The organism is Mesorhizobium sp. M7A.F.Ca.CA.004.06.1.1, from assembly GCF_003999135.1.
GTDB lineage: Bacteria > Pseudomonadota > Alphaproteobacteria > Rhizobiales > Rhizobiaceae > Mesorhizobium.
Map to the genome: position 1 here is coordinate 1 of NZ_RZPQ01000091.1, position 12818 is coordinate 12818.

The window sequence follows — 12818 nt, forward strand, 5'->3', positions numbered from 1 at the left end:
GCCCGGTTGCATCCCCGCCAGGCGCTTCTTGGCCTTGAGCACGGGCAAGGGGCAGTTCAGCCCCTTGAGGTCATGAATAGCGGCGCGATCATCCACGGGCGAAATCAACCGCCGAACATGCCGAGCAGCTTGTTCTTCAGCTTCGTCACGCGGCTCTCGTCGGCACTCGCCGCTTGCGTCTCAGCCATCGGTGCCGCTTCCGAAGGGGCCGCGATGGTCGCGGTGGCGACGGGGGCTTCCTTGGCGGCCTTTTCGGCCTCCTTTTCGGCCAGAGCCTGAGCCTTGGCGGCTTCCTTGGCTTGCTTGGCCGCCTCTATGGCAGCCAGCCTCTGCTCCTCGGCCTTCTGCTTGGCCGCCTTTTCGGCGTCGAGGGCCGCCATCTTGCGGCCGGCAGGCGAATCGATGCGGCCCATGCGCGCCGTCTCGGTGACCGAGCCGTCATTGTTGAGCGACGGCGGATCGATCGGCACGCGTTCGCCGCGTGCGCGGCGCTTGGACCAGTCGGAAACGATGCTGGCTTCCTTGATGCCGGCAATGGTCGGCTTGGGCGCCGGCACGCTGGCCTTGACCGCGCCGCTGAACGCAGCGTCGTAGGTGCTCATGTAGGAATTGTAGGCGCTCTTCAGCGAATCAGGTTGCGTGGTCGCCGGGCAGGCGCCGGCCGGATCGAATGTCTGACCGTCGGCGGCAACCTGGTTGAAGACATAACGCTTCTCGCAGACATCGACCTTCGGCGGCACCTTGGTGATCTCGAAATTGTCGTAGCCGACCTTCAGCATCTTCCAGAAGTCGTAATTCGGGTCGTTGCGGTAGCGCGCCATGTTGGCGGCGGTCATGCGGAACGGAAACGCCTGGATCTGGAACTCGGTCTGGCCGCCCTGGAAGGCGTCGCGGCCGAAGGCATAGATCTGCTCGATCTGCGCATCGGTCATCGAATAGCAGCCCGACGACGAGCAGGCGCCGTGCACCATCAAATTGGAGCCGGTACGGCCATTGGCGCGGTCATAGGCGTTGGGATAGCCGATGTTGAAGGACAAATGGTAGTTCGAGCGCGGATTCATCTGCGCCGGGCGCACCGTGTAGAAGCCTTCCGGCGCCTGGCGGTCGCCTTCGGTGTATTTCGGCCCGAGCTTGCCCGACCATTTGCAGATGTCGTAGCTCGCCACCATGTCGTAGCGGCCGTTGGTTTTGGCCTTCCAGATTTCGAGCTTGCCTTCTTCCTTGAAGATGCGGGCCATCACCGACGAGGTGCGGACCATGCCCTTGGCCTTCATGTCGGCAAGGATCTTGTCGGGCAGCGGCTTGTTGGCCTCCGGGGCAAAATCCTTCATCGACGAATTGTTGCAGCCGGCAACGCCGAGGGCGGCTATCAGGATTCCGGTGCGGGCAAGCTTGACAAACATGGCTACGGATATCGTCTTTTCTCTGGCGCCAGGACGCTTCCTGCCCCGGCTGCTACACTGCGCATCGACGGACCCTAAGCCCGTTAACCCTAATAAATTCCTTACCGCAAGTGCCGACGCATCCCCCTGCGGCAGTCTCATTGAGCCGAATGCAGCGGCATTTTTGTGGCAAAAATGCTCCGCCCCGCCACATTGTTGCGGCGAAGGCTGCCTGTGGTCAGAGACTGCGGCCCATGGCCAGGTATTTTTCGCGGCGCTGCTCGCGGAAATCGGTGTTGGCGCCGGCAAAATCCTTCATCGTCCTGGCGATGAGGTCTCCGGTCGCGGCGATCACCGTTTCGGCGCCGCGATGCGCACCGCCGAGCGGCTCGGGGATGATGGCGTCGATGATCTTTAATTCAAAAAGATCCTGCGCGGTGATCTTCATGTTGGTCGCCGCGTCCTTCGATCGCGTTGTGTCGCGCCACAGGATCGAGGCGGCCCCTTCCGGCGAAATCACCGAATAGATGGCGTGTTCGAGCATGTAGACGCGGTTGGCGGTGGCGATGGCAATGGCGCCGCCCGAACCGCCTTCGCCGATGACCACCGAGATCGACGGCACTTTCAGGCCGAGACAGGTCGAGGTTGAACGGGCGATAGCCTCCGCCTGGCCGCGCTCCTCGGCGTTGACACCGGGATAGGCGCCGGCCGTGTCGACCAGCGTCAGCAGCGGGATCTTGAAGCGGTCGGCCAGTTCCATCAGCCGTGCCGCCTTGCGGTAGCCCTCCGGGCGAACCGATCCGAAATTGTGTTTCAGGCGGCTGGCTGTGTCGGAACCTTTTTCCTGGCCGATGATGGCAATGGGTTCGCCGCGGAAACGGGCGAAACCGCCGACGATCGCCTGGTCCTCACCGAAATTGCGGTCGCCGGCCAGCGGCGTGAAATCGGTGAGCAGGCCCTTGATATAGTCGACGCAATGCGGCCTGTCGGGATGGCGAGCCACCTGCACCTTCTGCCACGGCGTCAGCGCCTTGTAGGCGTCGCGCAGCGCGTCGCGGGAGCGCTTCTCGAGACGGCTGATCTCGTCGCCGACATCGACCGCCTCGCCATTCTCGGCAAGCTTCTTCAGCTCGAGGATCTTGCCCTCGAGGTCCTGCACCGGCTTTTCGAAATCGAGGTAATTATACATGCGTGAGCGGACCGATACGTCGGAAGGCAGTGGCTGACGGAACCCTTGAATCCAAGGCTCCGGGCGGTGAAATGTCGTCCTCACATAGCGATATGAGGCCTAGTCGGCAAGCGGATGATGATCGTTGACCAGCCGCACCAGCCGCTCTTCCAGCACATGGGTGTAAATCTGTGTCGTCGATATGTCGGCATGGCCAAGCAATTGCTGCACGGCACGGAGATCGGCGCCGTTCTGCAGGAGATGGCTGGCGAAAGCATGGCGCAGCACGTGCGGCGAGATCTTCGCCGAGGCGATGCCGGCCCTTGCCGCCAGCCCCTTCAGGTCACGCGCAAAGACCTGACGCGAGAGATAGCCGCTGTCGGAGGCGGCCGGAAACAGGAACGGACTGTCGGCAAAGGCTGGCACCTTGGCGCGGGCGGCGAGCCAGGTCTTCATCGCCGCGCGTGCCTTGGCCGAGAGCGGCACCATGCGCTCCTTGTCGCCCTTGCCGCGCACCATGAAAAAACGGTCGTCGCGCTGCGCCACCGTCACCGGCAGACCGACCAGCTCGGAAACGCGCAGGCCGGTGGCGTAAAGCACCTCGACCAGCGCATGCAGGCGCAGTGACGCCAGACTGTCCCCATCGCCCGACGAGACATCGCCGGCCTCCAGCGCCGCTCGGTCGATCAGCCGGCCGGTGTCGGCCTCGCTCATCGTCTTGGGCAGCGGACGGCCCTTTTTCGGGCTGTCCAGCGTGCCGGTCGGGTCATCGCCGCGCAGGCCTTCGGCGTAGAGGAATTTGAAGAACTGGCGGATCGCCGACAGTTTGCGCGCCTGCGACGTGGCGGCAAAGCCGCGGGCGGCAATGTCGTCGAGATAGGCGCGGATATCGGCGGCGGCGGCACCAGCCAGCCCGCCATCGATCGCGCCAGAAGCGTCCTCGAGGTCGCGGCGGTAGGAGGAAAGCGTATTTTCGGCCGCGCCCCGCTCGGCGCTCATCATTTCGAGAAAGGCTTCGATGCGGGCGGCGCTGTTCATTCAACTTTTCTTCGGGTTCAGCTTTTCTTGGGGTTCAGCTTTTCCGGAGGGATGCGCACGCTCATTTCGCCCTTCTTTGGCTCGACGAACATCACCAGTGCGAACATCGCACCATAGGCAATGCCTGCCAGAATCGCTGTTACCACGACAAAGCGAAACAGTGTCGGCATCAGTTTTCGCCCGTCTTCTTGTTCTGCGTTTCCAAACCCTGTCCCCTTATGGGACGCCAATCCGGCCAATTCAAGGACGAAGCTGAGGCCTGTTAGCAACTTCTGATGCAGACCTTGCCGGTCCATATCGGGTTCAAGGCACTTGCCCTGCTTGACGCAAACGGGCTTTTCATGTCGATACGCCGGCAAAGAGGGCCTTCGAAACATCCGATGAACGCGTTGCCAGCAAATCCTCCAGACGAGACCTACGCCGCGTTGCTTGGCCGGCTGGGCAGCCGTTCCGTCGTCTTCGTCGGATTGATGGGTGCCGGCAAGACGGCGATCGGCCGCAAGGTGGCGACGATGCTGGCGCTGCCCTTCATCGACAGCGACCAGGAGATCGAAAGCGTCTCGCGCATGACCGTTCCGGAGCTGTTCGAGCGCTATGGCGAGACCGAATTCCGGGCGCTGGAGCAGCGCGTCATCCTGCGCGTGCTGGAAAACGGCCCGCAGGTGCTGTCGACCGGCGGCGGCGCCTTCATGAATGCGCAGACGCGCGAGGCGATTGCAGCGCAGGGCGTGTCGGTATGGCTGAAGGCCGAGCTCGATCTTCTGATGGACCGCGTCTCCAAGAAACAGAACCGGCCATTGTTGAAAAGTGCCGATCCGCGCGCCGTGCTGGAGCGGCTGATGGGCGAGCGCTATCCGGTCTACGCGACATCTGATGTCACCGTGCCGACCCGCGACGACCGCAAGGAAGTCATCGCGACCGAGGTGGTGGACGCGCTGTGCCGGCATTTCGGCATCGATGAGACGACGGCGACGGGCGAGGTGGAACAGTGAGCATCGAGGCACCCGTTGTCGTCGAAGTCGGCCTTGGCGACCGGACCTACGATATCCTGATAGGTTCGGGGTTGTTGGCCCGCGCGGGCGCCGAGATATCGGGCCGCCTGCCGGGTACACGCGCCGCGGTCGTCACCGACGCCAATGTCGCGGCAGCGCATCTCGCTGCCCTTCAGGCCAGCCTCGAAACGGACGGCATCCAGACCGCCGTGATCACGTTGCCGCCCGGCGAGAAGACCAAGAGTTTTGCTCATCTCGGAGAGGTGGTCGACGGTGTGCTGGCTGCGAAACTGGAACGCGGCGACATCGTCATCGCCTTCGGCGGCGGCGTTATCGGCGACCTTGCCGGCTTTGCCGCCGGCATCGTGCGGCGCGGGATGAATTTCGTGCAGATCCCGACCTCGCTGCTGGCGCAGGTCGATTCCTCGGTCGGCGGCAAGACCGGCATCAACAGCCCACGCGGCAAGAACCTCGTCGGCGTCTTCCATCAGCCGAAACTGGTGTTGGCCGACACCGGGGTGCTCGACACGCTGCCTATCCGCGAATTCCGCGCCGGCTATGCCGAACTCGCCAAATACGGGCTCATCGACCGGCCAGAATTTTTCACCTGGCTGGAAAAGAATTGGGTCCAGGTTTTCGCCGGCGGGCCGGAGAGGGCGCAGGCTATTGCCGAAGCCTGCCGCGCCAAGGCCGAAATGGTTGCGCGCGACGAATTCGAGACCGGCGACCGCGCGCTGCTCAATCTCGGCCACACATTCGGCCACGCGCTGGAAGCCGCCACCCGGTATGACGGAGCCCGCCTCGTCCATGGCGAAGGGGTCGCCATCGGCATGGCGCTGGCCTACCGGTTCTCGTCGCGGCTCAATCTGGCCAGCCCCGACGATGCCGCGCGCGTCGAGGCGCATCTGCGCGCCGTCGGCCTGCCCTGGCGGATAGCCGACATATCGGGCGATCTGCCTGACGCCGAGGCGCTGCTGGCCTTTATCACCCAGGACAAGAAGGTGTCGCGCGGCGCGCTGACCTTCATCCTGACGCGCGGCATCGGCCAGGCCTTCATCGCCAAGGACGTGCCGGCCTCGGAAGTGCTGTCGTTCCTCAGGGAGAATCACCCAAAGGAAAGCGACCGGAGATGAACGAGCCCGGCTGGATCGTCGTTGCCGTCCTTGCCATCCTCATCGTGCTGCTTGTTGCCGTGCGCACGCGCCTGCTTGCCATGTCCGGATACGAGCTTTCGCGCATCGAGCCGCAGCGTTCCAGCCAGGACGAATTGCGCGGCGCGGTCGACGATTTCCGCCGCGACGGCCAGGTGGTGCGCGAGGATCGCGACCGCGTCGGCGGCCTGTTCGATCTCGCCGAACTCGAAGTCTCCGACATCATGGTCCACCGCACCAACATGCGCTCGGTCAATGCCGACAATGCGCCGGAAGCGGTGGTGCGCGAGATCTTGCAAAGCCCGCACACCCGCATGCCGCTGTGGAAAGGCTCGCTCGACAACATCGTCGGCGTGCTGCATGCAAAGGATCTGCTGCGCGCCTTGAACGAAGTCGGCAACGACTTCTCCAGGATCGATGTGATGAAGATCGCCTCGAAACCATGGTTCGTGCCCGACACGACAACCTTGCAGGAACAGCTCAACGCCTTCCTTCGCCGCAAAGCGCATTTCGCCGTCGTCGTCGACGAATATGGCGAGGTCGAAGGACTGGTGACGCTGGAGGACATTATCGAGGAGATCGTCGGCGAGATCGCCGACGAGCATGATGTCGACATACAGGGCGTCAAGCAGGAGGCCGACGGCTCCGTGGTCGTCGACGGTACGGTGCCGATCCGTGACCTCAACCGGGCTCTCGACTGGAACCTGCCGGATGAGGAGGCCACCACCATTGCCGGCCTCGTCATCCACGAGACGCAATCGATCCCCGAGGAGAAGCAGGCTTTTACGTTCCACGGCAAGCGCTTCATCGTCATGAAACGCGACAAGAACCGGATCGCAAGGCTGAGGATCAGGCCAGCCGGCGACACCTGATACGCGCAGGGAGGCCGGGGCACGTCATCCGGCGATCTGGCTGGTCGAGCGTTCGTGGATCGTCGCGCCGGTCTCGGCATCCATGGCCGCCAGGCTGACTTCATAACCCCAAAGCCTGCGGATGTGACGAAGCGTGGCGTCGCGGCTGGCATCCTCGAGAAGGATGCCGTCATTGACCTTGTGCTGCAGGCGCAAATGGCGGTCGCCGAGCAGATCGACATCCACCACCTGAATGTCCGGTCGGTTTGCGCCGAGGTCATAGCTGTTGGCGAGCGTGGCGCGTATCTTGGCGTAGCCGCGCTCGTCGTGGATCGAGGCGACCAGGCAATGCGGTTGGTCGGCAGCGTCGCCAAGCACAAAAAACCGCCATTTCCGGATCAAGGCCGGACTGAGGTACTGGCGGATAAAGGATTCGTCTCGATGCTCGGCCCAGGCGTCAAGCAGGACCTCGCGCCAGTTGCCCTGGCCAGCGATGTCAGGGAACCAATCGCGGTCCTCGGCCGTGGGTTTGGTCGAAATGCGCTGAATGTCCTGCATCATGTCGAGGCCGAGAGCATAGGGGTTGATGCCTGAAAAACGCGGATCGTCGAACGCCGGCTGAAAGACCACGTTGGAATGATTGCGCAGGATTTCGAGCATGGCGCCTTCGCTGATCTGGCCGCGGTCGAACAGCATGTTCATCAGCGTATAGTGCACGAACGTGGCGCAGCCCTCGTTCATCACCTGTGTTTGCCGTTGCGGGTAAAAATATTGCGCGATGACCCGAACGATCCTGATGATCTCACGCTGCCAGGGCTCCAGGACCGGGCTGTTCTTTTCCAGGAAATAGAGCAGGTTTTCCTCAGGCAGGTTTAGCGATTTCTTCCGCTCCGGGTCCTGGCCCTTGTCGTTGGCCGCTTGCTGCGAAGGCGGCAGCGTACGCCACAAGTCGTTGTAGGAGCGCTCCTCGTATTCGAGACGCTCGCGAATTCCTTCGCGCTGCCGTTCCGAAGACAGCCTCGGCGGCCGGTGATAGCGAAACACGCCCTGATCCATCAGCGCGTGGGCGGAATCGAGCACAGCCTCGACGGCGGCGAGGCCGTGCCGCTCCTCGCAACGGACTATGTAGCCCTTGGCGAAGTCCAGGTAGCCGAGGATCGCACCTGCATCCGTCCATTGTTTGAACAATTGATTGTTCTTGAAGAAATGATTGTGCCCGAGCGCTGCATGGGCCGTCACCAAGGCCTGCAGGGCCATGGTGTTTTCCTCCATCAGATAGACGATGCAGGGATTGGAATTGATGACCAGTTCATAAGCAAGCCCTCGCCCGCCCTTGCGATAGAGCAGATCCTGGTGGAGGAAATGTTTGCCGAAAGACCAGTGACGGTACATCAATGGCATGCCAATGGACGAATAGGCGTCGAGCATCTGTTGCGAGGAGATGATCTCCATCTGAACGGGATAGGTGTCCAGATGAAGCTCTTCGACCGCAAGTGCCTCGATCGCGTCATAGGCCCGCGACAATGTTTTGAAATCCCAGTCGGACCCCGAAAAAAGCAGGCTGGATTTGCTGGCTTGTCTGACCATCGGGAACCCTCATGCCCGCTTGAGGGAGACCGGCTGCCTGCCGAAAAGCTGGCGAAAGACCGGGTAGATATCGGCGGGCGTAGCGATGCGGCTCATCTGGAAGTTCGGCCATTTCTGGTCGATGGCGTTATAGGCACGCCACAGCGATGTCCCGTTTTCGGTCGAGCCGAAAATATGGGCTTCACGCTCGTCGATGATCTCGACATAGGCAAAATACTGGCACAGCCGCATGAGCTCGCCGTTGAGAAGCGAAATGCATCGCTCTGAATCGCCGGCGAAATTGTCGCCGTCCGAGGCCTGGGCAGCATAGATATTCCAGTCGTGGGCCGGGTAGCGGCTCGCGATAATACGGTGCATTTCCTCCAGCGCGGTGGAAACGACAGTGCCGCCGCTTTGGGTGTTGTAGAAAAATGTCTCCTCGTCGACCTCCTGAGCCAGGTGCGTGTGGCGGATGAAGACAATCTCGATGCGGTCGTAGCGTCGTTTCAAGAACAGGTGCAGCAAGACGAAGAAGCGCTTGGCCAGATCCTTCTCGCGCTCGCCCATGGACCCGGACACGTCCATCAGACAGAACATGACGGCATTGGCGTTCGGCACCGGCCGGGAATCGAAGCGGTTGAAGCGGATGTCGACCGGATCGACATAGGCAATGCGTCGGCGGCGTCGTTCCAGCCGGTCAAGCTCTTCGCTCAATGCCGCGATACGCTGGCGCGCGTCGGCGCTGGATGGCGCCTCCTCGAGCGAGGCGATTTCCTCGAGGATCGCATCCAGTTCGACCTGCTTGGGGCGCCTCAGCGCAATGCGGCGGCCGTGGCTGTTGCGCATCGTGCGGCCGACATTGATGTTGGTCGGCGAACCGGTGGCGGCGAAGCCCGCCCTGCGCGGCTTGAAGGCAAGGATCTCCTTGAGGTTGAGCTTGACCATGTCGGGGAGTTCGAGATCCTCGAAGAAAAGATCGAGCACTTCCTCGCGCGACAGTACGAAACGAAAGTCGTCCTCGGATGCCTTGTTTCCCGGGGACGACGCTCCCCCGCCGCCTCCGCCGGGCTTGGGGATCAGGTCTCCAGCGGAGAAATGCCTGTTGCCCGGCAAGATGTGCTGGCGCCTGCCACTGTCGCGGGCGTTGCTGAAGCTCGGCTCGCTTGTGCCTCTTTCGGGCATGCGCACGGCGTGCTCGGAATCCGCGTCGGCAATCCTGCCGGTGCGGATCTGGTCGCGTATGCTCCGCTTCAATTCCTCGCGCGCGCGTCGGAGGAAGCGCTGGCGATTGCCGAGACTCTTGTCTTTCGGGTTCAGGCGGCGGTCGATGAAGATCGGCATGGAACCATCCGGGTTCTCTAACCCGCCCTGTTCACCCGCATGTACCAGTCCACAAGGCGACGAACCTGCCGCTCGGTGTAGCCGCGCTCGACCATCCGCTGCACGAATTCATTGTGCCGCTTTTCCGTGACGCTGTCCTGCTTGGAGCCGAAACTGATCACCGGCAGGAGGTCCTCGACCTGGCCGAACATGCGTTTCTCGATGACTTCCCGCAGCTTTTCGTAACTTGTCCACGCCGGGTTGCGGCCATGGTTTCTTGCACGGGCGCGCAGCGTGAATTTCACCACCTCGTTGCGGAAGTCCTTGGGATTGGCGATGCCGGCCGGCTTTTCGACCTGTGAAAGCTCGTTGTCCAAAACCTCGCGGTTGAGGATCTGGCCGGTGTCGGGATCCTTGTAGTCCTGGTCTTCGATCCAGGCGTCGGCATAGGCGATGTAGCGGTCGAAAAGATTCTGGCCATACTCGCTGTACGATTCCAGATAGGCCTTCTGGATCTCATGACCGATGAATTCGGCATACCGCGCGGCCAGTTCGGACTTGATGAACTCCAGATAGGCGGCTTCCGTCTCCTTCGGAAACTGTTCGCGCTTGATTGCCTCCTCCAGGATGTACATGAGGTGCACGGGGTCGGCGGCCACCTCTTCGGTGTCGTAGTTGAAGGTCTGCGACAGGATCTTGAAGGCAAAGCGCGTGCTGACGCCTGCCATGCCCTCGTCGACGCCGGCGGCGTCCCGATATTCCTGAACCGACTTTGCCTTGGGGTCGACTTCCTTGAGGTTCTCGCCGTCATAGGCGCGCATCTTGGTGTAGAGCGGTGAATTGTCGTGCTCGGCCAAGCGGGTCGAGACGGTAAACCGGCTGAGGATGTCCAGCACCTCGGGAGCGCAAGGACTGGCGGCCAATTCGCTCTCCCGCAGCAGTTTCTCGTAGATCTGCCGCTCTTCGGTTATCCGCAGGCAATACGGCACCTTGACCACGAGGATGCGATCGAGAAAGGCCTCATTGTTCTTGTTGTTCTTGAACTGCAGCCATTCCGACTCGTTGGAATGGGCCACGATGATTCCCTGGTAGGGAAAAGCGCCGAAGTTTTCGGTGCCGTTGTAGCTGCCTTCCTGGGTGGCGGTCAGCAGCGGATGCAGGACCTTGATAGGCGCCTTGAACATTTCGACGAATTCAAGCAGGCCCTGGGTAGTCCGGTTCAGTCCGCCGCTATAGGAATAGGCGTCCGGATCGGATTGGCTGAAGTTTTCCAATTGCCGGATGTCCACCTTGCCGACCAGGGCCGAAACGTCCTGATTGTTCTCGTCGCCGGGCTCGGTCTTGGCGATGCCGATCTGGCGCAGTCGCGACGGCATCAGCTTGACGACGCTGAACTTGGAAATGTCGCCGGAAAGTTCGTCGAGGCGCTTGGCTGCCCATGGCGAAATGAGCCCATTCAACCGGCGTCGGGCAATGCCGTATTTGTCCTCCAGCAGGTCGCCCATGCGATCAGGATGGAAAAGACCAAGCGGCGATTCGAAAACCGGGCTGACCTGATTACCGACCTTCAGCGTGTAGATCGGGCGCTGTTCCATCAATTTCTTCAGACGCTCGGCAAGGGAGGATTTGCCACCGCCCACGGGGCCGAGCAAATAGAGGATTTGCTTGCGCTCCTCGAGCCCCTGGGACGCATAGCGAAAATAGCCGGCGATGCGCTCGATCGTGTCCTCCATGCCATAGAAATCGGCAAAGGAAGGGTACACTTTCAGGGTCCGATTGGAGAAAATGCGGCCGAGCCGCTCATCCTTGCTGGTGTCGACCAGGTTCGGCTCGCCGATCGCCTCGACCATCCGTTCAGGCGCCGAGGCATACATCGACTTGTCCTCGCGGCAGGCAAGGAGATATTGCTGGATGCTGATCTCTTCCTGCGCCGCGTTGGTGTAAATTTCCGAAAACAGATCAAAGACGTCAGACTGGTTCTCTCGCATGATGCTTTTGCCCTCGGAGCCGCTGTGGCTTCCATTCGGCTCACCTCGCATTCAACTGTCGGGGGGTACCGTTTGTTCCCTTCATGTGAAGAGGTGGCTGCGATCGTAAGATTTGAGGCCACTCCGAGATCAAGGCGCTCGGTGCGGAGCGGCATTCAGCGCGGGTAGCGGGTGTGTTGCGAATCCCTGACTGGACGGCTGGGGCCGCCGCGTGCAGTCTTGCCTCGCCAGGAGACAGTGATGATCGATCGACGAAGCCTGATCATGGCCTCGGTGGCGGCGATGCTGCCGTTGGAAGCATCGGCCGCGTCGGAAACACGCCGACCCACGCCAAAGACCTTCGACTACGGGCCGGCCAAGCTCGACATCTATGCGCCCGATGGTGCAATCGGCCTGCCGGTCGTATTTTTCGTTCATGGCGGCACCTGGCAGTTTGGCAAACGCAGTCAGGTCAACGCCAAACCGGCCTTCCTGCTCGCCAACGGCTTCTGCTTCGTCTCCATCGACTACCGCATGTTGCCGCAGGCCGATGTCGCCACCCAGGCCGGTGACGTCGAAAAGGCCTACGCCTTCATCAGGGCCAACATCGCCCGGCATGGCGGCGATCCCAACCGCATTGTCGGCATGGGCCATTCGGCCGGCTGCCATTTGATTGCGCTGACCGGCATGCGCGGCGGATTGCCCGGCATAGCTGCGCTCATTCTCGACGATACCAGGGCCTATGATCTTGCAGCACTTGCCAGGAAGGGCGGCATGGTGCGGGCCTATGCCCGCGTCTTTTCCAATCCCGCGCAATGGGCGGCACTGTCGCCGGCCAGCCATGTCGACGGCCGCAAGCACCCGCCGACGTTCATTGCCTATTCGCGCGCCCCTGGCCGCGGCGAGGACTCCAAGGCCTTTGCCGAGCGCCTGCGCGCGACGGGCACCCAGGTCACACTGTTCGACGGCAGCGCCTACACGCATATGTCGATCAATCGCGATTTCGGCGAGGACGGTGACGCGCTGACCGCTGCCGCGCTGGCATTCCTGAAATCGACGGTTGGCTGATCTTTACAGCGCTGGATCAGATCAAAAATGGCGGCGGGATATTGCTGTGCGGGCGCGCCCGGGTGCAAGTGCTCTTCGATCGTGAGCGGGAGGGAATTGCATGAACGGCGCCGATGTCCTGTGTGACGTGCTTCTGGCCAACGATGTGACGGTCTGCTTTGCCAATCCCGGCACCTCCGAAATGCATTTCGTTGCAGCACTTGACCGCAAGCCGAAAATGCGTTGCGTGCTCGGGCTGTTCGAGGGCGTGGTGACGGGTGCCGCCGATGGCTATGCGCGGATGACCGATCGGCCGGCCGCGACGCTGCTGCATAC

Annotated in this window: 13 protein-coding genes; 5 read left to right on the top strand and 8 right to left on the bottom strand. The window is 61.9% G+C overall.

Annotation, left to right across the window (positions count from 1 at the left end; genetic code table 11):
- The 5 genes from EN906_RS38165 to EN906_RS08465 form a co-directional block, all read right to left on the bottom strand.
- A partial coding sequence (locus EN906_RS38165; protein WP_245484208.1) for a sulfurtransferase TusA family protein occupies window positions 1–96 on the bottom strand: 96 nt, incomplete at its 3' end.
- 8 nt (window positions 97–104) lie between these two features.
- Window positions 105–1403: a murein L,D-transpeptidase family protein gene (locus EN906_RS08450; RefSeq protein WP_127266673.1), complete on the bottom strand. Its 1299-nt coding sequence runs from the start codon at window positions 1401–1403 to the stop codon at window positions 105–107.
- Between the two features lie 217 nt (window positions 1404–1620).
- Window positions 1621–2571, bottom strand: a complete 951-nt coding sequence (locus tag EN906_RS08455; RefSeq protein WP_127266672.1) for an acetyl-CoA carboxylase carboxyltransferase subunit alpha — start codon at window positions 2569–2571, stop codon at window positions 1621–1623.
- Window positions 2572–2670: 99 nt separating this feature from the next.
- The gene (locus tag EN906_RS08460; protein ID WP_127266671.1) at window positions 2671–3588 is read right to left on the bottom strand and encodes a site-specific tyrosine recombinase XerD; all 918 of its coding nucleotides are present in this window, start codon (window positions 3586–3588) and stop codon (window positions 2671–2673) included.
- A gap of 17 nt (window positions 3589–3605) precedes the next feature.
- The gene (locus EN906_RS08465) at window positions 3606–3758 is read right to left on the bottom strand and encodes a histidine kinase (protein ID WP_127266685.1); all 153 of its coding nucleotides are present in this window, start codon (window positions 3756–3758) and stop codon (window positions 3606–3608) included.
- A gap of 210 nt (window positions 3759–3968) precedes the next feature.
- On the opposite strand from EN906_RS08465, the gene EN906_RS08470 reads away from it, so the two are divergent.
- From EN906_RS08470 to EN906_RS08480, 3 genes are read left to right on the top strand one after another with little or no spacing between them, the layout of a single operon-like run.
- Window positions 3969–4580, top strand: coding sequence for a shikimate kinase (locus EN906_RS08470; RefSeq protein ID WP_127266670.1), 612 nt, complete (start codon window positions 3969–3971; stop codon window positions 4578–4580).
- Window positions 4577–5713, top strand: coding sequence for a 3-dehydroquinate synthase (gene aroB / locus EN906_RS08475; protein ID WP_127375134.1), 1137 nt, complete (start codon window positions 4577–4579; stop codon window positions 5711–5713). Before EN906_RS08470 ends, aroB begins: the two co-directional genes overlap by 4 nt.
- Window positions 5710–6603 (top strand): HlyC/CorC family transporter, encoded by an 894-nt coding sequence (locus EN906_RS08480; protein WP_127271762.1) that lies wholly within the window; start codon window positions 5710–5712, stop codon window positions 6601–6603. The genes aroB and EN906_RS08480 overlap by 4 nt, the downstream gene beginning before the upstream one ends.
- 24 nt (window positions 6604–6627) lie before the next feature.
- Here the strand turns inward: EN906_RS08480 and EN906_RS08485 are convergent, their stop codons facing one another.
- From EN906_RS08485 to EN906_RS08495, 3 genes are read right to left on the bottom strand one after another with little or no spacing between them, the layout of a single operon-like run.
- On the bottom strand, window positions 6628–8169 hold the full coding sequence (locus tag EN906_RS08485; protein WP_127271937.1) for a SpoVR family protein: 1542 nt from the start codon (window positions 8167–8169) through the stop codon (window positions 6628–6630).
- 9 nt (window positions 8170–8178) lie between these two features.
- Window positions 8179–9489 (bottom strand): YeaH/YhbH family protein, encoded by a 1311-nt coding sequence (locus EN906_RS08490; RefSeq protein WP_127271935.1) that lies wholly within the window; start codon window positions 9487–9489, stop codon window positions 8179–8181.
- Window positions 9490–9506: 17 nt separating this feature from the next.
- Complete coding sequence (locus EN906_RS08495) at window positions 9507–11456, bottom strand: PrkA family serine protein kinase (RefSeq protein ID WP_013529362.1); 1950 nt, start codon at window positions 11454–11456, stop codon at window positions 9507–9509.
- Between the two features lie 240 nt (window positions 11457–11696).
- Here EN906_RS08495 and EN906_RS08500 point away from each other — a divergent pair, with 240 nt between their 5' ends.
- Both EN906_RS08500 and EN906_RS08505 read left to right on the top strand, forming a co-directional pair.
- Window positions 11697–12503, top strand: a complete 807-nt coding sequence (locus EN906_RS08500) for an alpha/beta hydrolase (protein WP_127266965.1) — start codon at window positions 11697–11699, stop codon at window positions 12501–12503.
- A 100-nt stretch (window positions 12504–12603) separates the two neighbouring features.
- A partial coding sequence (locus EN906_RS08505; RefSeq protein WP_245484206.1) for a thiamine pyrophosphate-binding protein occupies window positions 12604–12818 on the top strand: 215 nt, incomplete at its 3' end.

What these genes read in the sequence shown, in the direction of transcription:
- EN906_RS08450 (WP_127266673.1), bottom strand. Translation starts at nt 1,403, where the DNA reads ATGTTTGTCAAGCTTGCCCGCACCGGAATCCTGATAGCCGCCCTCGGC.
- EN906_RS08455 (WP_127266672.1), bottom strand. Translation starts at nt 2,571, where the DNA reads ATGTATAATTACCTCGATTTCGAAAAGCCGGTGCAGGACCTCGAGGGC.
- EN906_RS08460 (WP_127266671.1), bottom strand. Translation starts at nt 3,588, where the DNA reads ATGAACAGCGCCGCCCGCATCGAAGCCTTTCTCGAAATGATGAGCGCC.
- EN906_RS08465 (WP_127266685.1), bottom strand. Translation starts at nt 3,758, where the DNA reads ATGCCGACACTGTTTCGCTTTGTCGTGGTAACAGCGATTCTGGCAGGC.
- EN906_RS08470 (WP_127266670.1), top strand. Translation starts at nt 3,969, where the DNA reads ATGAACGCGTTGCCAGCAAATCCTCCAGACGAGACCTACGCCGCGTTG.
- EN906_RS08480 (WP_127271762.1), top strand. Translation starts at nt 5,710, where the DNA reads ATGAACGAGCCCGGCTGGATCGTCGTTGCCGTCCTTGCCATCCTCATC.
- EN906_RS08485 (WP_127271937.1), bottom strand. Translation starts at nt 8,169, where the DNA reads ATGGTCAGACAAGCCAGCAAATCCAGCCTGCTTTTTTCGGGGTCCGAC.
- EN906_RS08490 (WP_127271935.1), bottom strand. Translation starts at nt 9,489, where the DNA reads ATGCCGATCTTCATCGACCGCCGCCTGAACCCGAAAGACAAGAGTCTC.
- EN906_RS08495 (WP_013529362.1), bottom strand. Translation starts at nt 11,456, where the DNA reads ATGCGAGAGAACCAGTCTGACGTCTTTGATCTGTTTTCGGAAATTTAC.
- EN906_RS08500 (WP_127266965.1), top strand. Translation starts at nt 11,697, where the DNA reads ATGATCGATCGACGAAGCCTGATCATGGCCTCGGTGGCGGCGATGCTG.